This is a genomic window from Oerskovia enterophila (genome assembly GCF_001692445.1).
In the GTDB taxonomy this organism is placed as follows: domain Bacteria; phylum Actinomycetota; class Actinomycetes; order Actinomycetales; family Cellulomonadaceae; genus Oerskovia; species Oerskovia enterophila.
The window spans coordinates 26,697-43,405 of the sequence record NZ_MAQA01000007.1; the positions used below are offsets into that span (position 1 = coordinate 26,697).

Consider the following 16,709-nt stretch of genomic DNA (forward strand, 5'->3'; position numbering starts at 1 on the left):
GCTCCGTCCGGCACGCACGTCGCCCGGGCGCCGTGGTCCGGACAGAAAGAACCCCGGCCGGTGATGATCACCGGTCGGGGTTCAGGGTGTCCTGTGCGCGTCGAGCGCACGCGGGGGTCTCAGCGAGCGCCGTGCTCCGCGAGCAGGCGGTCGGTCTCGTCCTGGACGTGCGTCGCGATGTCTGCGTAGGCGGCAGCGTGCGCGCGGGCGTGGTGGGCGCAGAAGAGCAGCTCCCCACTCGGCATGGTCACGCGCACGTACGCCTGGGCGCCGCAACGGTCGCAACGGTCGGCCACGGTCAGCGGTTCAGTCGTCGTAGCAGTCACGTGACCATGTAATCATCCCGGGACCCTTTCCTCGTACCGAAATGGCCCGGGTTCGCTACCCGCGTAGCCGCGGCTTCTCGGGAATACGGAGGCCGTGGGAACCGAGTGCGACGCGTCACGGCCCGGCGGCGAGGACCTGTGGGTGGCAGCGTCTAGGCTTTCCCTTCGTGACGACCACCTCTGAGTCCAGCTACACCGCACGGCACCTCTCCGTCCTCGAAGGACTCGAGGCCGTCCGCAAGCGACCCGGCATGTACATCGGGTCCACCGACTCGCGCGGTCTCATGCACTGCCTGTGGGAGATCATCGACAACTCGGTCGACGAGGCACTCGCGGGCAACTGCGACGCGATCGAGGTCGTGCTGCACGCCGACACCTCGGTGACGGTCAAGGACAACGGGCGCGGCATCCCCGTGGACATCGAGCCCAAGACGGGCCTCAGCGGCGTCGAGGTCGTCTTCACCAAGCTGCACGCGGGCGGCAAGTTCGGCGGCGGCTCGTACACGGCCTCGGGCGGCCTGCACGGTGTGGGTGCCTCGGTCGTCAACGCGTTGTCCTCGCGCCTCGACGTCGAGGTGGACCGCAGCTCCAAGACCTACCGCATGACGTTCCACCGCGGCGAGCCCGGGGTGTTCGCGGACCCCGCGTCCGGACCGGACCCGGACGCAGCCTTCACACCGTTCGTCGAGCGCTCCGAGCTGGCCGTCGTGGGCAAGGCGCCCCGCGGGAAGACCGGGACGCGCGTGCGCTACTGGGCGGACCGCCAGGTGTTCCCCAAGACCGCGGTCTTCTCCTACGACGAGCTCGTGACGCGCGCGCGGCAGACGACCTTCCTCGTGCCCGGCCTCAAGATCACGCTGCGCGACGAGCGCGGGCTGCCGGGCACGCCCGGCGCCGACGGCCCGGTCGAGGAGAGCTTCCAGCACTCGGGCGGCACGATCGACTTCGTCGACTTCCTCGCCCCGGACCCCGCGGTGACCGCGACGTGGCACCTGACGGGTTCCGGCACGTTCAAGGAGACCGTCCCGGTCCTCGACGAGCGAGGTCACCTGACCCCGCAGGAAGTCACGCGCGACTGCGAGGTCGACGTGGCGCTGCGCTGGGGCACGGGCTACGACACCGAGCTGCGGACCTTCGTCAACATCATCTCGACGCCCAAGGGCGGCTCGCACCTCGCGGGCTTCGAGGCCGGGCTGCTCAAGATCCTGCGCAAGGGCGTCGAGACCAACGCCCGCCGGCTCAAGGTGTCCACCAAGGACGCCTCGGAGCGCATCGAGAAGGACGACGTCCTCGCGGGCCTCACGGCCGTGCTCACGGTCCGGCTCGCCGAGCCGCAGTTCGAGGGGCAGACCAAGGAGGTCCTCGGGACGGCCCCCGTCAGGGCGATCGTGGCGCGCGTCGTCGAGCAGCAGCTCGGCGCCATGCTGACCTCGACCAAGCGCGACGAGAAGACGCAGGCCTCCCTGCTCCTCGACAAGGTCGTCGCCGAGATGCGCGCCCGCATCACCGCGCGCAAGCAGAAGGAGATCTCGCGCCGCAAGAACGCGCTCGAGACCTCGTCGCTGCCGTCCAAGCTCGCGGACTGCCGCAGCGACGACGTCGAGCGCAGCGAGCTCTTCATCGTCGAGGGGGACTCGGCCCTCGGGACGGCCAAGCTCGCCCGCAGCTCCGACTTCCAGGCGCTCCTGCCCATCCGCGGGAAGATCCTCAACGTCCAGAAGGCCTCGGTCACGGACATGCTCCGGAACGCGGAGTGCGCCGCGATCATCCAGGTCATCGGTGCCGGCTCGGGACGCTCGTTCGACCTCGAGGGCGCGCGCTACGGCAAGGTCGTGCTCATGACGGACGCGGACGTGGACGGCGCGCACATCCGCACGCTCCTGCTCACGCTCTTCTTCCGGTACATGCGCCCCCTCGTGGACGCGGGCCGGGTCTACGCGGCCGTGCCGCCGCTGCACCGCGTCGAGGTCATCGGCGCGGGCTCGCGCAAGAACGAGTACATCTACACGTATTCCGAGGCCGAGCTGCGCGACGTGCTCAAGAAGCTCGACCGGTCCGGCAAGCGCTACAAGGAGGACATCCAGCGCTACAAGGGACTCGGGGAGATGGACGCCGACCAGCTCGCGGAGACCACCATGGACCCGCGCCACCGCACGTTGCGCCGCGTCACCGCGGAGCACGCCGAGTCCGCCGAGCGCGTGTTCGAGCTGCTCATGGGATCGGACGTCGCGCCGCGCAAGGACTTCATCATCGCGGGGGCTGCAGGGTTGGACAGGGCGCGCATCGACGCCTGACGTCCCGTCTGCTGGGCGCTCGCCCCGCAGCGGGGCGCGCGTTCGTAGACTGCCAGGTGTGAACCCCCAGACTCTTCGTGCCACCCCGGCGCGCTCGCTGACCGCCCTGACGTCCCTCCTGCTCGCGGTCGGCCTCCTGGCCGGATGTGCCCAGGGCGAGGACACGCCCGCGGCCGACACCACGGCCTCCTCGACGGTCGCCGCCGACGACGACGCGTCCGAGTCGGCGGACGACGCGACGAGCGACGACGCCACTGACGGCTCGGCGGACGACGTCGAGCTCACCTACGAGGGCGTCGCCGGGAAGACCGCGCTCGAGCTGCTCGTCGCTGCCGACCCCACCGCCGTGGTGCAGGGCGAGGGCGAGAACGCGTTCGTCACGGGGATCGACGGGCGCGAGGCGCAGGACTCCGCCAAGGAGTTCTGGGCCCTGTACGTGAACGGTGAGATGGCCCAGGTCGGGGCCGGGTCGCTCGTGACGGAGACGGGAGACGAGATCACGTGGAAGCTCGAGACCTACTGACCCGCTGGTGGCGCCCCGCGATCGCGGTGGCGTTCGTCGCGCTCGCGATCGTGTTCCGGCTCGTGCGCGAGGAGATCGGCGCCCCGCCGAACCTCGAGCTCGTGACCTCGGCGGCGTTCGTCGCCGCGGTCCTCGTCCGGCACCGCCTGGCGTTCCTGGCGCCGCTGGTCGTCGCGGTGGTCTCGGACCTCACGCTGGGCAACACGTCGATCGCGCTGTTCACGTGGAGCGCCTGGCTCGTCGTGGGCCTCGCAGCTCTCCTGACGCGCAGCACGTCGGGGTGGGGGCGCGTGGGCGCAGCCGCCGGGCTGGGCGTCGGCGGGTCGCTGTGGTTCTTCTTCTGGACCAACTTCGGCGTCTGGTTCCAGGGTCGCGGGGTCTGGTACCCCGCGGGGCTCGACGGGCTCGTGGCGAGCTACGTCGCCGGGTTGCCGTTCCTGCGGACCATGCTGGTCGGGAACCTCGTGCTCCTGCCGGTCGTGGCCGCGGGCACGCTGCTCGTGGAGCGGCTCGAGCGGTCGCGGGGACTCGTGGCGGTGCCGCAGGCGGCGTGAGGTCGCTTCGTCTTTCGCTGAGGTAGAACGTCCTGCGTGAGGTAGAACCCGGTGGGTACTACCTCACGCAGGACGTTCTACCTCAGCGGTTTCTGGGGCCTGGACCCTGCTCACCCGAGCTGCTCGGCCAGGGCCACGATGATCCCTTCCGGCCCGCGGAGGTAGCAGAGCCGATAGGCGTCCTCGTACCGGACGATCTCGCCCACGAGCGTGGCACCGAGCGCGCCGAGCCGTTCGACCGTGTCGTCGATGTCGTCGACAGCGAACATCACGCGGTGCAGGCCCAGGGTGTTCGACGGCGCGGTGCCCAGGCCGATGTCGACGGCGTCGGGCGAGTGGTAGGTGGACAGCTCGAGCCGGCCGGAGCCGCCCGGCACGCGCATCATCGCGATCTCGGACCGCATCCCGTCGAGCCCGACTACGCTCCCGGCCCAGGCCCCCTCGATGGGCGACCTGCCCTCGAGCTCCATCCCGAGCTCGACGAAGAACGCGACCGCCGCGTCGAGGTCGGCGACGACGATGCCGATGTTGTCCAGCCGCTGGATCGCCACGGTTGCTCCTGCCTCAGTCGGTCTGGTCTGCAGCACTGACGCCGCGGTCGGCGGCGGCCATGTCGCCCGTCGCGGGGGTGCCGTCGGCAAGACCGTAACGCAGCAGGACCGTGCCCGCAGGGCTGGCCGCAGGCGGCTCGAGCAGCGCCAGGTTGGTGGGGACGGCGCCGCCGTCGAACACCGACTTCCCGACGCCGAGGACGATCGGGTGCACCCACAGGTCGAGGCGGTCGAACAGCTTCTCGCGCAGCAGCGTCTGCACCAGGCCCAGGCTGCCGACGACCTTGACGTGCTCGTGCCGGTCGCGGACCTCGCGCACCGCGGCGGCGAGGTCGGGGCCGAGCTGCGCAGACCCGGCCCAGGAGAGGTCGGGCTTGCCGCGCGACGCGACGTACTTGGGGATGCGGTTGAAGAGCGCGGCGAAGTCGTCGTCCGGACCGCCCTCCTGGTGGGGCCAGAAGGCGGCGAAGATGTCGTAGGTGCGGCGCCCGAGCAGGAGGGCGTCGGTGCCCTCGTAGGCGGCCGCGACCTGCTCCCCGGCGACGTCGTCCAGCAGGGGAGCCTGCCAGCCGCCGAACGGGAACCCGATCGGGTCCTCGTCGGGCCCGCCGGGCGCCTGCCCGACGAGGTCCAGGGTCGTGAAGAGCTCGATCTCGATCGATCCCATGATGTGCTCCGGTGGATAGGCGGCAGGGTCATGGGGGTAGACCGGGTGGCGGGGGAGAAGTCATCGGGCGCTGGCGAGGACGTGCCTGAGCTGGGCGCCGTGGGAGCGCCGTTCGTGGGGTCGCCACGATGGTGGCACACCTGCCGTGATGGGCGACGCACCCGGAGCTGCGGCAACGTTCGCTCTGAACAACGACAAGCCCCGCCCTCCCGAAGGAGGGCGGGGCTTCGTCGTGCTCGGGTCAGGTGTGCGCGGGCCGGGACCCGCCGAGCCTGGCGTCGGGTGACGGCCCCTCCGCTCGACCACGCCGGGCGCCGTCGAGGTGCGGGTACGCAGAACCACGACCGGTCTCTGGACCCCCGTCACCCAGCCTGGACGTGTGGCGCACGATCCGCCCCCCGATCGGAGGCGGACAGCGTCGTGATGGCGTGCGCGCCGTCGGGCGTGACCGGGGCGTAGGACGGCGGCCGTGCGGAGCCGAGGGCGAGGCGGGTGAGCCAGTCGGGGATGTGGGGCTCGGCCCAGCGCCAGGCGATGTACCAGGCGCCGACGCCCAGGGCTGTGACGGCGGTGAGTGCGAGGTCGGACGTGAGGAGATCGGTGACCTCGGTGGGCAGGACCGCGACCGTGAGGAGCCAGGCGACGGCCGAGCCCCACAGGACGGGCACGACGGTGCGCAGGCAGGAGACGGCACGATCGGAGATCGGGGACGGGCTGGTCATCGGTTCACGCTCCTGAGGGGAACGCGGTGGTGATCGCGGCGAACTGCGCGGCGGAGACGCCCAGCGAGGGCAGCGTCTGGGTGAGGTTGACGTACTGGTCCCATCCGACGACGGGCGCGGACCGCCCGCCGGAGACGATGATCGCGGCGTTGTTCGACTTGTTCAGGATCACAATCATGTCGTCCTCCAGGACGTTGGGCATCGGGGCGGGTGCGGGAAGGGTGGGGATGATCGCCTGGGCGCGGGCGAAGATGGCGGGGATCTGGCCGATCTTGGTGTCCCCGGGGCAGAGCTTGCCGCGGGAGCGGGAGTAGTACATTCCGCCGCCGCGCTGCTCGCGCCCGGCGAGGATGGAGGGCAGGGCGGGGAAGTCCCCGTCGATGCCCAGCCGGTGCCAGGACAGGCCCCTGGAGGGCTCGCCCAGCGCAGAGCTGGTCGCGAGCTTGACCTGGATGCGGTGCTGGACGGCGCACCAGGCGTAGAGCTGGGCCAGGCGCTCGGCTTGGGCGGGCGTCCAGGGTTCGGTGTTCGGGTTGGTGACTCCTCCTTGCGTCTCGATGCTGATGGTCGCGTCGTTGCCTTCGAGGTCGGCGAACGCGTTGTCGTCGGTGTTGACGTACTGCTCGAACGTGCCGTCGCGGCGGACGTAGAAGTGTGAGTCGACCTGCCCGCTGACGTTGAAGAACCCGAACAGCGAGGCGGCTTCGGAGACGGCGACGTGCAGGTTGACGCGGTTGTGGGCGCCGAGTGGGCTGCGCCCCTTGTCGGCAGTGATGGGACGCTTGATGGCGTCCGGATGCCAGGGCATATGAACCTCCTGTGGGTATGACGAAGGCCCCGACGCAGGTCGCGTGCGGGGCCTGGGGTGGGTGGGTCAGTCGGTGGTGGCGAGGTGGTCGTCGAGGCGCTTGGACAGGACGGCGTGCTCGCGACGCTGCTCGGCGTCGCGGCCTTCCATGCGTTCGTCGAGTCGGGCCAGGGCGTCGGTCTGCTGCCGTTGGGTGTGGCGGATGCCGCCGATCTCCCCGTCGTGGCGCTTCTGCCCGGCCTCGAGGCGGTCGAGGCCGGCGGACAGGTCTCCGCGCATGGCAGTGAGCTCGTCGCGCAGGTTCGGGTACTCCGCGTCGGCGTGCTCGTTGGCGGTCTGCTCGCGGGCCTCGCGGGCGTCGCGCCCTATCCGGTCGAGCTTGATCTTGCCGAGGGCCGCGATCAGGATCAGGCCCGCCGTCGCGATGAGCTGGATGACGACGGCCTCGCTCACCGTGCGGTCCAGGCGAGCGCGACGCGCAGCCCGTTGCCGGCCCAGGTCAGGGGCCGCGCCTGCGACGGGACGAAGGGCGAGGTCTGTGCGGCGCGGTCCGCCAGGAGCTGCGCGCGTTCGGTGACCTCCGCGACCGGCACGAAGTCGTTGTTCGAGGCGGTGAGGTCGTTGACGACCTGGCGGCGGGGGCCTTCCCCGGGCACGGGGACGACGTGCTGACGTGGGCTGGTCGCCATCGGTGACCACCTCCTCAGGGTCGGCTCGGGGGTCGGGTCGGGGGTCGGCTCAGCCTGCGGGCCCTGTCGGCCTCGGCCCGGCATGCGTCGCAGGTCGTGCGGCCTGGCGGCGTGACGTCGGGACAGCGAGAGCAGGGGGGGACCAGCGGCGGGGCCACCCCACCCACCTCCTGTCACGTGGTGCGCCCGACCGGGCGTGGTCACCGGAGGGCGGGGAAGTGTGGGCCCGACCCAGCGACCTGTGCTGGGATGGGTCGGGCCGTGCTGTGCAGGCGAGTACCGGGCATGAGAAAGGCCCCGCGGCGAACCTCGGGGCCTTGTCTGCTGATGGGTAAAATCCACCTAAGCACAGACTAGGTGGACGGAACGTCGCTCGCAAGACGGTGAGATGTCACGGCTCCGCGACAACGCGCTGTGGCATGGTGCCATGACGTCGCGGCCTCCATACCTCGTCGTAGTCCGGGTGATCGGCAGAGACCGAGGCGAGCGTCCGGAGGATCAGTGATCACTCCGCCAGCACGCGCGTGCCCGAGATGCAGACGGGCCCGGTGCCGTAGAGCGTGACGCGGCCGATCCAGACCTGACTTGTGTCGGCGCACAGGCGCGCGGCTTCCTCGTCTTCGGCGATACGTACCAGGAGGACCTCGGTGAACCTCACGGGGCGATCTCCACGGGTGTCGTGAGCGGCAGGTTCGTGGTGGTCCAGGTGCCGACGGCGAGCGTCATGCCGCCACCTGCTTGCGCCTGGGGCGCTCGGCGAGGTCGAGCGCGTCGGCGAGCCGGTACAGCCCGTCGACGACTTCCTCGAGCTTCTCGCGCTGCACCCACTTGAAGACGGTGCCGGGCTTGACCTCGTGCCCGACGATCTTGAGTGCGCGCACGATCTCGGCGGGCGTCATGAGCCGGTCCTCGAGCGCGTCACGGACGTAGGCCTGCTGCTCGTCGTGCGTGAACTCGGTTCCGCATTCCCGGCAGGTACCGCCGTCGCGGCCCTCGCGCAGGTAGAGCTCGCCGCGGCATCCGGCACCGTCAGTCCCACGCGCCCGGCAGGGCCCGAGGTAGGTCGGCGGCGCGGGCTGCTCGAGCATCTTGTGGACCCGTTCACGGAAGTCGTGGGCCTCGTCGCAGAAGTCGAGGGCTTCGCGCTCGTCCTGCGTGAAGTGTCCGTACCGTTCGGCGACCTGTCCGAGCAGTGCGGGCATGGTCGACGTCGTGATGGGGGCGCGCCGGTCGGGGCAGTTCCACCAGCTCGGTGCGGCCGGGACGGGCTGGCCTGCCCTGGTGGCTTCGGCGGCCGCGGCGAGCCAGGCCTTCACGCACTGTCCGTCGCAGCCGTGCTCGGGCGGGACCTCGTCGAGCAGGACCGCGGCGTAGATCCTCGCCTGGTCCTCGATCTCACGCATGAGGTCCGAGACCGCGACGTCGATGGGGAGCGGGGCCTCGGTCGCCACGGACGGCATCCCGGTCAGCGCGTTGCCACCGCCACCATGGAGCCGCGCCTGCAAGCGGGGCCAACGTTCGACGATCCACAGGAGATCGGTTCGTGCATCCAGGGCTGTCCGTGCGTCCATGCCGGCTCGCCTTCCGGTTGGGCGGTCGATCGTACGGACCTGGCGCGCGACCTTCAAGACCAGATGAGGTGAGATCCGGGGGATCTGGTCGCAGGACTTGAGTCTTGCCCTGGAACCTCGACGTGCGGGCCGCGAGGTCAGGGTTACGGGACCAACTTGGACCGGTGTTGGATCAGACGGGCGCGTTGGAGCTGAGACGCGAACATCCGACCCTTGGATGGGTGATGCAGGTCACCTCGCTCCAGAATGCACCATTCGGTTGCCCCGAGCATGCTCCTCGTGGGTCGCCTATAGGGGGCAACCGCGCATGAGAAGGAGCATCTTGTGAGACGAACGATCGCGCGCACGGTGACCGCTACCACGGTCACGTTCGCGCTCTTGGCCGTGGGGCTTCCCACGGCATCCGCCGCCCGAGACTCGACCGATTCCACCGCTCGGCTCGTCGCAGAGGCCGCGCCGGGGCCGGCGGAAGTACTGGCAGGACAGACAGCCGGCGAGGCACTGAACATCGACGGAGCGTTGACCGCAACCATCCCGTTGGACGCGACCTCGCCGATCACCATCGCCCCGATCGAGAGCGACGAAACCCATCCGGCCAACTCGGCACCGACGAGCCTCGCGGTATCCCTCCCAGAAGGCCTTGGACTCACCGACGGCGAGGTGGCAGCGGATGGATCCGTCGTCTACCGCTCAGAAGCAGGCAGCACTGACGTTGCCGTGCAGGCGCTGGACACTGGCGAGCTCCGTGTCGCGACGATCCTGAACGACAAGAACGCTCCAACCAACTATGAGTATGCGTTGCCGGACGGTGTCGACGCGCGGGTACTCGAGGACGGTTCTGTCCTCCTTGGCCGCGATGGGTACGCCGTTGGGTCTGTTGCTGCTCCTTGGGCGACGGACGCCAATGGCGAAGCGGTCCCCACGCACTACGCCATCGCCAACGGCTCGTTGCTCCAGACCATCTCCACGACGCCCGATACGGTATTCCCCGTGGTCGCGGACCCGGCCTGGAAGTGGTGGGGCGCCCAGTACACGTTTACCGCTCGCCAGGCTAACGCCCTTCTGGTTGCAGTCGGCGGCGGTGGCAGTGTCGCCGGGGTTGTGGCCGCTTTGGCTGGAGCTGGGATCGTCACGGCGCCCGTGGCGGCGGCGGCAGGTTTTGTGGCGGCGGTCATGGCCCTTGGATCGGTGGCGATCGGGTACTGCGCGTCGCCGGGCAAGGGCCTCTACCTGAACTTCTTCTACACTGGCATCGTCACGTGTACTCAGCGACGATGAGACAGGAGTCCTGATGCTGGCGAACCACCCGGTTGCTCGTCGCATTGTCGTGATTGGTGCGCTCGCCGTTCCGATCTCCGCGATGCTCGCGTTCCTGATTGTGCAACCTGAGATCAGCAGTGTGACGCTCGCTGCGTACGCTTTCGGCTTCATTCTCTTCACGCTTGGCATGGCGCTTCTCTTCTCGAATCTGCGCAAGGATCGAGTCGCGAAGCGGAAGTAGACTCCGCACAGTTCGAGGGGCCCCAGGTGTTTCGTCACCTGTGGCCCCTCGGGTTTTCGTCACGGAGCCAGGTGGCGGCATGTGCAGCAGGGGCGCCGGCTCAACCTTGAGTGAGCCAGGGTCCGGTGTACGTGACGATGGTGCGCGAGACTTGGTCGTTGTCCGCGTAGGACTCCCTGACCTGGTCCGTCGTAGGTGTCCATCCGTCAGCCACGGGTTGCTCCTCTCAGGAGGCGGGTCGCGGTGCGGGCGAGCGCGTGTTGATCGGCCGGGGCAGGCGGACATGCCATCCGGCCCGGCGAGGAAGCGCACCATCCGCCAGGGACGCCGTCGAGGACGGAGCCGGACGGAGCCCACTGGATCGCCTGCGGGGCGTCTGTCTCGGGTGCCGGGTGAGCGGCGAGCAGGTCGTTGCGAATGTCCCGAGCCCCCCAGTGCTCGCCCAGCGCCTCGCAGCGGTCCGCGAGCGTGGGGAGGTCGGTGCGCAGATCGTTGAGGTCCGGCTCGGTCGGGGGCTTCTGTGACGTCGGGGCAGTCACGGGGTCTCCTCGAGGATGTCAACGATGCGCTGGAGCTGGTCGAGGGTCAGGCTGCGGGGCAGGTCACGGACCATGTGGCGGCACTTCCAGGCGCGAGCGCGCAGTTCGGTCCGCTGCTCGAGCTCGGCCTGTTCGTCCAAGGTCCGGCCGGCGCCGGAGTAGCCGGAGTTCAGGACGCCGGTGTCGATGCGGTGCGCGTTGCCGTTGGCCTGCACGAGGACGCGCCCGACCTTTGCGACCGTCGCCGTGCGGGTCTTGCCGCAGGCCGTGACCACGACCTCCTGACCGACGTGGAGCTTCTTCTGGTTGGTCGGGGCGGTCACGAGGTCTCCTCGGGCGCGTCGGCGGACGGCACGAGGCGCACGGGGTTGGCGATGCTGATGGTGAACGAGGTGACGGTGGCGCCGTCGGTGGTCTGCCAGACATCGCGGCCGTGGGTCTGAGCGTTGCCGACCTTGAGCGCGAGGACGGTGCGGTTGTGGGCGGCGGTGCAGTGGAGTGCGGTGCCGACGGGCAGGTCCTCGACCCACTCGGTCGACACGGACTGGACGATGGTCACGGGTGCTCCTTGATCGGGAGTCCGGCGGCTTGCCGGACGAGGTTGGCGCCGCCGGTGTAGGTGGCAGGGATCGGCGCGGGAACCGGGGTGGGGGAGTGGTCGTCGGCTGCGAGCTCGTCCGCCCTGCAGGCACCGCACCGGCCCTTGGGGAAGGACCTGTGGGCGTCGCCGGGGACGTCGCACCGTTCGAACCTGGTGTCACCGGCCCCGACGTCACGTCCCCGGGCCCAGTGCTCACCGGTGAGGGCAATGACAGCCGGGGTGCGGTTCGTCGGGGTCTCGGCGGCGTACAGGGCGGCGTGAGCGACCCGGAACGCGTCGCCTCGGTCCTTGGCCGCGTAGATGGCCTTGAGGATGCCCGGGACGTCCCAGTCGGGTCGCAGGTGCGTGACGAGCGCAGCGAGTACGCGTGCCGGGTCTTGGGTGATGGATCTCGTCATCATGCGCTCGCTTTCTGGTCGGCCTGGTGAGGTACAGGGAGAGGTGATGATGAAGGGGAAAGGGGTAGGGGAAAGGGAGTTGCCTTGGGGTTCGGCGAAGGGTTCCCGGAAGGGCTCGGGTAGGCCTTCGCCATGAGGTTCTGGAACCCTTCGGGGTCGGCTTCCCCGTACCCCTTCCAGCCCTTGGCGTCGGGCTGCTCGAGCAGGAGTCGAACGAGCTCGCTGCTCACTGCCTCTCGCAGGCGGTCTGAGTGGACCTTGCGCAGCGCTGTGACCAGCGCCTTCGTCACGTTTGGCTGCTTGAGCACGCCGTCGTGTCGGACGTAGGACCGGACGAGCAGCTCGGCGGTGCGGGTGTCACGGATGACGAACTTCCCCTGCTCCAGCCCGCTGATCGCGGAGGTGAACTTCCGCTCCGTCATGTCGGAGCTGAGGTCGAGGTACCTCGCTGGGATGTACGGGACAACGCCGCAGTAGCTCAGGTCCTGACTCGAGATGAGGGCCGCGTACACGAGCTGCTGAACAGAAGTGAGGGCCTTCCAGGCAGGATCGCCCCAGATCGCGACGAGGATCCGTGCATGGTCACGCGCCACGGTGACCCTCCTCGGGTGGTGGTGGTGGTGGTGGCGTGGCGTCCCACGCGTAGTGGTCGAGCGTGGAGTCGATGTGCGGGCCGCCGTGCCCGGGGTCGAGCAGGCCGACGGCGACCTCGGGGGCCGGCGGGTACTCGTCGAACGACACGACGCCGCCCGTCCGGTCGATCGTGCCGCACGGGACCGGGCGGCCGTTCACGCGGCACCGTCCTTCTCGGCCTTGAGCGCCTCGGCCCAGATGTCTCGGACGGCGGGCGTCGTCGGGCGGTGGCCGTGGAGCATCTGGTGGCGGAGTCGGCCGGCGGGGTCCGCGGTGAACGTGGCCCCGCATCGGCAGGTGTGGGTGGTCATGCTGCTCTCGCTTCTCGGCACCGGGTCTCGGCGCCGTCGGGTTCGGTCTGCAGGGCGTCGCGACGGGCGGCCTGCAGGGTGGGGGTGTCGCCGTGCCGGCGCTCGTAGATCGGCTTGAGGCGATGGGCCGCGGCGCGTGCGGCGTCGGGGTCTTCCGTGACCTGCGCGCGGCGGGCGCGCTCGGCCAGGACGTCGAGCCGTGACTGGTACGTCTCCTGCTCGGCGACCAGCAGGGGGTACGCCGTGTCGCGCGACTGCTGCGACCTCCGCGCGCAGTCCTCGACCGATGGCGCCCGCCTCACGCCGCAGCCCCCCGAGCAGCACGCTCGCGCTGCTGCTCGCGGAGGACCGCCGTGCGTTCGGCCGGCGTCGTGCCGCCGTACATCCCGAAGCGCAGGCCCCCGTGGCTGCTGGACTCTGCCTCGATCGCCGTCTGGAGGCAGGCCTCTGCGACGGGGCAGCCGGCGCAGATCGTGCGGGCGTCGTCGTAGGCACCCGGGAGGTCCGAGTCCGGGTGCCACGGGTCGCCCTTCAGCGTGTGGTCCCAGTCGCGGCACTCCGCGTCGAGGCGCCAGTCCTCGGGCTCGCGGGTCGCGAGCGCGTTGGTCGGTCGGGTCAGGGTCTGGGCTCGCAGGTTCGTCATCGGTCCTCCTGGTGGCAGCCGTACGCGCAGTCGGTGGGCTCGTCGGCCGAGTAGTTCCAGGCGTCGCCCGAGCACGCGCGGTGCCCGCCCGCGGCGCCGTCGGGGGAGTAGCGCAGGGGGTCCATCACGCGGCCACCGCCTCTCCGGCGGTCGCGTCGATGCGTTCGGTCGTGGGTAGGCCTTCGACTTGCTCGTGGTAGTCCGAGACCATCCGCTCGGCGACGCGTTCGAGCTGCTCGACGGCGGCAACGATCGCCTCGGCCCAGCGCGCGTCGGGCAGCACGCGCTTGACGTACAGGGGCATGCCGCCGCAGTAGGACACGTAGTCGATCCAGGCGCGACCCGAGACGAGGAGGCCGCACTGGAGCTGGGCCACCTTCTCGACGGGCACCTCGTCGGCGAGGATCGTCGCGAGGTGCACCTTCTGCCGGCGGGACGTGATCTCGATCAGTCCGTCGTCGCTCACGAGCCCGTCGGGGGAGTAGCCGATCTGGAAACCCCAGTCGTCGCGGACCATGAACCCGGTCTCGCGTACGGGCGCGCGGTGCTCGCTGTACTTCTCGCGGGCCCGGGGCTCGTCCTCGATGCCGCGCAGCATGTCGTCGGACGTGTAGGCCGGGTCGGTGTGGCCGGTGATCCGCTCGGCGACGAGGAGCGCGGTCAGCCCGCGCGAGGTCTCGTTGCTCGCGGGCTTGAGCGTCTTGGCCGTGACGAGCTGGCCGACGACGGACGCCGTGACGAGGCCGCGGCGCTGGGCGTGCCACTCGTCCGTGCCCTGGACGAGATCGGGGAGTTCGTGCAGCATCTCTACTTCCTTCCTTCGCGCTTGCGGCGCTCGTCGGTGCGTCCGGCCCACCACGCCGAGGCGAAGAGGAGGGCGAGGCAGACCGCGGTGCCGACGACGTCGGCCCAGGTAGCGCTCATGCGTCCACCTCGGTCCCGCGCTCGTCGACGTACCGGTCGACCAGGCCGCGGAGGTCTCCGCCCGCGCCGTACCACTCGGGGGTCTGGTAGTGGCCGCCGAGCTCGAGGGCCCGGAACGCGATCGCGGCCTGGACCACGGGCGCGAGGGCGTTGATCCTGTCGATCGCGTCGTCGCGCTGGCGGACGAGCGTCGCCTGCTCGTGCTGCTCGCAAGTGGTCATGCGACTGCCTCCGTGACGGTGATGCGGCGGACGAGGTGGGCGGGGTGTGCGGACTCGTCGCGGTCGCGGCGGGCCACGTCGACGGACCCGCGCCACTCGATGAGGTCGGCCGAGGTGTGGGCGTCGTCGTCGCACCAGCACCCGGCGTAGACGACCTCGCCCTCGGGTGCGGTCGTGACGCACTCGGCCGCGGCCCGCGCGATCTGGTCGGCGAGGCCGGGCGGGAGGGGGGCGAGCAACGGTCGGACTCGGTCTGTGGCGGCGGTCATCGCGCACCGTCCGCGAGCCATGCCTCGGCCTGGTCTGCGAGCGACCCCGGCGCGAACGCCTCCCTCTCGACGTCGTCGTCGGGCAGCGACGGGTCCTGCACGGTCTGCTCCCGCTCCGGGATCTCGGCGAGATCGCGGGACACGAAGCCCTCGAGGACTGCGACGGCCTCGCGGGGCCCGTGTCGGCGGAGAGCGCCCGACGCGATGACCAGCGCCTCGTCCTCGGTGGTGGCTGTCGAGCCGGCGCCGAAGAACAGGGCAGGGACCCGGCGGGGGAGAGCGGACGAGGGCAGGGTCTCGAGCGCCTGCACCGGGAGGGGGGTGGGACGCCGACGGCGGAACAGGGTGCGGATGGTCATCGATGGCTCCTTCATGGCTTGGCCCGACCGGACTCGGTCGGCAGGGATGCGATCCACGCGGCGAGGTCGGTCGCGAGGATCACGGGTTCGGTGGCACGGCCGCCGTGGTGCGCGGTCCGGTCCCCCCGGTGGGATGGTGTCCTTGACGGTCGTCTCGGACGCGCCGGCTGCTCGGACTGCGTCGGGAGTCGACGCCGCGATGAACGGGAGAGCCAGAGCTGGTGCGATCACGCTGCGTCACCGCCCGTGACGTCGAGCTCGCGCTGGTCGGCGACCTTCGTGAGCGCCTTGGCGAGCACCTCGACACCCTTCGCGGTCACGCGGACCTGCGAGGTGTCGATGACGCGCTCGCCGGTCTCGGGGTGGTGGTGCCAGCGCGCGCGCTCGGCGAGTGCCCCCTGGTCGACGCGCCGCTGGTACGCGCGGGGCTCGTCGGCCTCGTTGCGGTAGATCCAGCCGTTCGCCTCCATCCAGTCCCGCAGGCGCTTCTCGCCCGTGAGGATGCCGTGGTTGCGGCTCAGGATCTTCGCGGCCTCGTTCACGCTGAGGTCGCCGGACGTCGAGACGAACGCGTCGAACGCCTCGGCACGCGGGGTGAGCGCGGCAACCTGCTCTGTTGTCGCCGCAAGAGTCGCCTGCGCCTCGATGAGCGCGGCAGCCATGAGCGCGGGGCCCGCGAGTACCGGCGCCTGTCCGTCGCTGCCGGCCCTACGGATCGTCGGCAGGACGTCCGAGGTGATCCAGCGGCGGAAGCGGACGGCGTCTGGCTTGTCGGAGCGGATCACGACCTCGTACATGCCGGACTCGGAGACGACGGTGGCCTGCTGGGTGCGGCCGAGGCTGTCTCGGACGGGGTGCGTCCGGCGCACCTCGTCGTCGAGGCGCGAGTCGAGGCGTTGGGCGTCGGCGATGCCGAGCACCCGTGCGAGGTCGGTGAGCACGAACCACGGCTCGCCGTCGATCGTGGCGACCCGGACGGCCTGGCCGTCGAAGTCGAACGGGGTGATGTCGGTCATGAGTCCATCTCCTCGGGTGGTGCCCCCGTGATTCCTCGGACGGAGCGGGGGCGCTGTCATGTCTGGGGTGCTGCACGCAGCTCCGGGACCGGGACCTACCGGTCGGTTGCGCCTCCGCACGAGTTCCGTTCCCTGCCCGGGCCTGCCGCGTCCACGGCTGCTCTCTCTCGACGTGCTTCCCGGGCCGCGCAGGATGGTTGTCGTCCCGAGATATCTGCACTCGTGCGCCGTCTTCAGGTGTTCTGCGATCCCAGCCGGCGCCGTCGAAACGGATATCTGATACCGCCTGGGCTGCGAAAGGTGTCGGATGCTCATCGGGAAGAGCTCCACGAAGTCGACATCCAGGAACGCCGCGATCTGGAGCAGCTCGTCCGTGTCGAACGCGGAGCGACCCGTCATGCGGTCGCTCATGGTCGAGACGGAGGTGCCCAGTGCAACCGCGAGCTCCTTCTGTGAGGCCCGGCGCCGAGCGAGGTGGGCCCGCACTTCGGTGGTGACCGCTTCTCGGTAGTGGGTGTGTTCCATGGATGCAGGTCTATCAGATATCCGATAGTGCACGGATCTCATCCTGCGGCGTGTCGGATATCCG

The 16,709-nt window shown here is 70.3% G+C and carries 28 protein-coding genes and 1 pseudogene; 5 read left to right on the forward strand and 24 right to left on the reverse strand.

Annotated elements, in window-relative coordinates; genetic code table 11:
• Window positions 1–119: 119 nt before the first annotated feature.
• The gene (locus OERS_RS04515; RefSeq protein WP_056650208.1) at window positions 120–326 is read right to left on the reverse strand and encodes a DUF7455 domain-containing protein; all 207 of its coding nucleotides are present in this window, start codon (window positions 324–326) and stop codon (window positions 120–122) included.
• Window positions 327–493: 167 nt separating this feature from the next.
• On the opposite strand from OERS_RS04515, the gene OERS_RS04520 reads away from it, so the two are divergent.
• From OERS_RS04520 to OERS_RS04530, 3 genes are read left to right on the forward strand one after another with little or no spacing between them, the layout of a single operon-like run.
• A complete protein-coding gene (locus OERS_RS04520) occupies window positions 494–2,620 on the forward strand; it encodes a DNA gyrase/topoisomerase IV subunit B (protein WP_068624761.1) in 2,127 nt (708 codons plus the stop codon).
• A gap of 58 nt (window positions 2,621–2,678) precedes the next feature.
• Window positions 2,679–3,143, forward strand: coding sequence for a DUF4430 domain-containing protein (locus tag OERS_RS04525; protein WP_068624763.1), 465 nt, complete (start codon window positions 2,679–2,681; stop codon window positions 3,141–3,143).
• Window positions 3,122–3,697, forward strand: a complete 576-nt coding sequence (locus OERS_RS04530) for a DUF6580 family putative transport protein (protein ID WP_068624764.1) — start codon at window positions 3,122–3,124, stop codon at window positions 3,695–3,697. Before OERS_RS04525 ends, OERS_RS04530 begins: the two co-directional genes overlap by 22 nt.
• 110 nt (window positions 3,698–3,807) lie before the next feature.
• Here the strand turns inward: OERS_RS04530 and OERS_RS04535 are convergent, their stop codons facing one another.
• The 8 genes from OERS_RS04535 to OERS_RS04565 all read right to left on the reverse strand — a co-directional run bounded on the left by OERS_RS04535 (window position 3,808) and on the right by OERS_RS04565 (window position 8,705).
• Window positions 3,808–4,248: a VOC family protein gene (locus OERS_RS04535; RefSeq protein WP_068624766.1), complete on the reverse strand. Its 441-nt coding sequence runs from the start codon at window positions 4,246–4,248 to the stop codon at window positions 3,808–3,810.
• 13 nt (window positions 4,249–4,261) lie between these two features.
• Window positions 4,262–4,915 (reverse strand): dihydrofolate reductase family protein, encoded by a 654-nt coding sequence (locus OERS_RS04540; RefSeq protein WP_068624768.1) that lies wholly within the window; start codon window positions 4,913–4,915, stop codon window positions 4,262–4,264.
• A 362-nt stretch (window positions 4,916–5,277) separates the two neighbouring features.
• Complete coding sequence (locus OERS_RS04545) at window positions 5,278–5,637, reverse strand: hypothetical protein (RefSeq protein ID WP_068624770.1); 360 nt, start codon at window positions 5,635–5,637, stop codon at window positions 5,278–5,280.
• A gap of 4 nt (window positions 5,638–5,641) precedes the next feature.
• Window positions 5,642–6,445, reverse strand: coding sequence for an N-acetylmuramoyl-L-alanine amidase (locus OERS_RS04550; protein ID WP_068624772.1), 804 nt, complete (start codon window positions 6,443–6,445; stop codon window positions 5,642–5,644).
• 66 nt (window positions 6,446–6,511) lie between these two features.
• Window positions 6,512–6,898: a hypothetical protein gene (locus tag OERS_RS04555; RefSeq protein WP_068624775.1), complete on the reverse strand. Its 387-nt coding sequence runs from the start codon at window positions 6,896–6,898 to the stop codon at window positions 6,512–6,514.
• Entirely contained in the window at window positions 6,895–7,134 is a 240-nt protein-coding gene (locus OERS_RS04560) for a hypothetical protein (RefSeq protein ID WP_068624777.1), read from the reverse strand. The genes OERS_RS04555 and OERS_RS04560 overlap by 4 nt, the downstream gene beginning before the upstream one ends.
• 505 nt (window positions 7,135–7,639) lie before the next feature.
• Window positions 7,640–7,792: a hypothetical protein gene (locus tag OERS_RS21445; RefSeq protein WP_157516337.1), complete on the reverse strand. Its 153-nt coding sequence runs from the start codon at window positions 7,790–7,792 to the stop codon at window positions 7,640–7,642.
• Between the two features lie 64 nt (window positions 7,793–7,856).
• Window positions 7,857–8,705, reverse strand: a complete 849-nt coding sequence (locus tag OERS_RS04565; RefSeq protein WP_139107696.1) for a hypothetical protein — start codon at window positions 8,703–8,705, stop codon at window positions 7,857–7,859.
• Between the two features lie 324 nt (window positions 8,706–9,029).
• Here OERS_RS04565 and OERS_RS04570 point away from each other — a divergent pair, with 324 nt between their 5' ends.
• The gene (locus OERS_RS04570; protein WP_068624781.1) at window positions 9,030–9,983 is read left to right on the forward strand and encodes a hypothetical protein; all 954 of its coding nucleotides are present in this window, start codon (window positions 9,030–9,032) and stop codon (window positions 9,981–9,983) included.
• A 13-nt stretch (window positions 9,984–9,996) separates the two neighbouring features.
• Window positions 9,997–10,206: a hypothetical protein gene (locus OERS_RS04575; RefSeq protein WP_068624783.1), complete on the forward strand. Its 210-nt coding sequence runs from the start codon at window positions 9,997–9,999 to the stop codon at window positions 10,204–10,206.
• Window positions 10,207–10,741: 535 nt separating this feature from the next.
• On the opposite strand, the gene OERS_RS04580 is transcribed toward OERS_RS04575, so the two are convergent.
• The 15 genes and pseudogenes from OERS_RS04580 to OERS_RS22380 all read right to left on the reverse strand — a co-directional run.
• On the reverse strand, window positions 10,742–11,068 hold the full coding sequence (locus OERS_RS04580) for a beta barrel domain-containing protein (protein ID WP_068624785.1): 327 nt from the start codon (window positions 11,066–11,068) through the stop codon (window positions 10,742–10,744).
• Window positions 11,065–11,304: a hypothetical protein gene (locus OERS_RS04585; RefSeq protein ID WP_068624787.1), complete on the reverse strand. Its 240-nt coding sequence runs from the start codon at window positions 11,302–11,304 to the stop codon at window positions 11,065–11,067. The genes OERS_RS04580 and OERS_RS04585 overlap by 4 nt, the downstream gene beginning before the upstream one ends.
• Complete coding sequence (locus tag OERS_RS04590; RefSeq protein ID WP_139107697.1) at window positions 11,301–11,747, reverse strand: hypothetical protein; 447 nt, start codon at window positions 11,745–11,747, stop codon at window positions 11,301–11,303. Before OERS_RS04590 ends, OERS_RS04585 begins: the two co-directional genes overlap by 4 nt.
• Window positions 11,744–12,337: a hypothetical protein gene (locus tag OERS_RS04595; protein WP_068624792.1), complete on the reverse strand. Its 594-nt coding sequence runs from the start codon at window positions 12,335–12,337 to the stop codon at window positions 11,744–11,746. Before OERS_RS04595 ends, OERS_RS04590 begins: the two co-directional genes overlap by 4 nt.
• Window positions 12,327–12,536, reverse strand: a complete 210-nt coding sequence (locus OERS_RS04600) for a hypothetical protein (RefSeq protein WP_068624794.1) — start codon at window positions 12,534–12,536, stop codon at window positions 12,327–12,329. Before OERS_RS04600 ends, OERS_RS04595 begins: the two co-directional genes overlap by 11 nt.
• Window positions 12,533–12,688 (reverse strand): hypothetical protein, encoded by a 156-nt coding sequence (locus OERS_RS21450; RefSeq protein ID WP_169834190.1) that lies wholly within the window; start codon window positions 12,686–12,688, stop codon window positions 12,533–12,535. The genes OERS_RS04600 and OERS_RS21450 overlap by 4 nt, the downstream gene beginning before the upstream one ends.
• Entirely contained in the window at window positions 12,685–12,990 is a 306-nt protein-coding gene (locus OERS_RS04605) for a hypothetical protein (RefSeq protein WP_068624796.1), read from the reverse strand. Before OERS_RS04605 ends, OERS_RS21450 begins: the two co-directional genes overlap by 4 nt.
• The gene (locus OERS_RS04610; RefSeq protein WP_082848812.1) at window positions 12,987–13,331 is read right to left on the reverse strand and encodes a WhiB family transcriptional regulator; all 345 of its coding nucleotides are present in this window, start codon (window positions 13,329–13,331) and stop codon (window positions 12,987–12,989) included. Before OERS_RS04610 ends, OERS_RS04605 begins: the two co-directional genes overlap by 4 nt.
• On the reverse strand, window positions 13,328–13,459 hold the full coding sequence (locus tag OERS_RS22215) for a hypothetical protein (protein WP_282956060.1): 132 nt from the start codon (window positions 13,457–13,459) through the stop codon (window positions 13,328–13,330). The genes OERS_RS04610 and OERS_RS22215 overlap by 4 nt, the downstream gene beginning before the upstream one ends.
• On the reverse strand, window positions 13,456–14,136 hold the full coding sequence (locus tag OERS_RS04615) for a lambda exonuclease family protein (RefSeq protein WP_068624798.1): 681 nt from the start codon (window positions 14,134–14,136) through the stop codon (window positions 13,456–13,458). The genes OERS_RS22215 and OERS_RS04615 overlap by 4 nt, the downstream gene beginning before the upstream one ends.
• 115 nt (window positions 14,137–14,251) lie before the next feature.
• Window positions 14,252–14,476, reverse strand: coding sequence for a hypothetical protein (locus OERS_RS04620; protein ID WP_068624800.1), 225 nt, complete (start codon window positions 14,474–14,476; stop codon window positions 14,252–14,254).
• Window positions 14,473–14,745 carry a hypothetical protein gene (locus OERS_RS04625; protein WP_139107698.1) on the reverse strand — a complete coding sequence of 91 codons (273 nt, stop codon included), beginning with the start codon at window positions 14,743–14,745 and terminating at the stop codon, window positions 14,473–14,475. The genes OERS_RS04620 and OERS_RS04625 overlap by 4 nt, the downstream gene beginning before the upstream one ends.
• Window positions 14,742–15,104, reverse strand: coding sequence for a hypothetical protein (locus OERS_RS04630; RefSeq protein WP_068624804.1), 363 nt, complete (start codon window positions 15,102–15,104; stop codon window positions 14,742–14,744). Before OERS_RS04630 ends, OERS_RS04625 begins: the two co-directional genes overlap by 4 nt.
• A 227-nt stretch (window positions 15,105–15,331) precedes the next feature.
• Complete coding sequence (locus OERS_RS21950) at window positions 15,332–16,120, reverse strand: phage antirepressor KilAC domain-containing protein (protein WP_231907673.1); 789 nt, start codon at window positions 16,118–16,120, stop codon at window positions 15,332–15,334.
• 333 nt (window positions 16,121–16,453) lie between these two features.
• Window positions 16,454–16,687 (reverse strand): annotated as a pseudogene (locus tag OERS_RS22380) (helix-turn-helix domain-containing protein); the annotation flags it as partial.
• Window positions 16,688–16,709: the final 22 nt, after the last annotated feature.

What these genes read in the sequence shown, in the direction of transcription:
- OERS_RS04540 (WP_068624768.1), bottom strand. Translation starts at nt 4,915, where the DNA reads ATGGGATCGATCGAGATCGAGCTCTTCACGACCCTGGACCTCGTCGGG.
- OERS_RS04545 (WP_068624770.1), bottom strand. Translation starts at nt 5,637, where the DNA reads ATGACCAGCCCGTCCCCGATCTCCGATCGTGCCGTCTCCTGCCTGCGC.
- OERS_RS04550 (WP_068624772.1), bottom strand. Translation starts at nt 6,445, where the DNA reads ATGCCCTGGCATCCGGACGCCATCAAGCGTCCCATCACTGCCGACAAG.
- OERS_RS04560 (WP_068624777.1), bottom strand. Translation starts at nt 7,134, where the DNA reads ATGGCGACCAGCCCACGTCAGCACGTCGTCCCCGTGCCCGGGGAAGGC.
- OERS_RS04565 (WP_139107696.1), bottom strand. Translation starts at nt 8,705, where the DNA reads ATGGACGCACGGACAGCCCTGGATGCACGAACCGATCTCCTGTGGATC.
- OERS_RS04575 (WP_068624783.1), top strand. Translation starts at nt 9,997, where the DNA reads ATGCTGGCGAACCACCCGGTTGCTCGTCGCATTGTCGTGATTGGTGCG.
- OERS_RS04590 (WP_139107697.1), bottom strand. Translation starts at nt 11,747, where the DNA reads ATGATGACGAGATCCATCACCCAAGACCCGGCACGCGTACTCGCTGCG.
- OERS_RS21450 (WP_169834190.1), bottom strand. Translation starts at nt 12,688, where the DNA reads ATGACCACCCACACCTGCCGATGCGGGGCCACGTTCACCGCGGACCCC.
- OERS_RS04610 (WP_082848812.1), bottom strand. Translation starts at nt 13,331, where the DNA reads ATGACGAACCTGCGAGCCCAGACCCTGACCCGACCGACCAACGCGCTC.
- OERS_RS04615 (WP_068624798.1), bottom strand. Translation starts at nt 14,136, where the DNA reads ATGCTGCACGAACTCCCCGATCTCGTCCAGGGCACGGACGAGTGGCAC.
- OERS_RS04620 (WP_068624800.1), bottom strand. Translation starts at nt 14,476, where the DNA reads ATGACCACTTGCGAGCAGCACGAGCAGGCGACGCTCGTCCGCCAGCGC.
- OERS_RS04625 (WP_139107698.1), bottom strand. Translation starts at nt 14,745, where the DNA reads ATGACCGCCGCCACAGACCGAGTCCGACCGTTGCTCGCCCCCCTCCCG.
- OERS_RS04630 (WP_068624804.1), bottom strand. Translation starts at nt 15,104, where the DNA reads ATGACCATCCGCACCCTGTTCCGCCGTCGGCGTCCCACCCCCCTCCCG.
- OERS_RS21950 (WP_231907673.1), bottom strand. Translation starts at nt 16,120, where the DNA reads ATGACCGACATCACCCCGTTCGACTTCGACGGCCAGGCCGTCCGGGTC.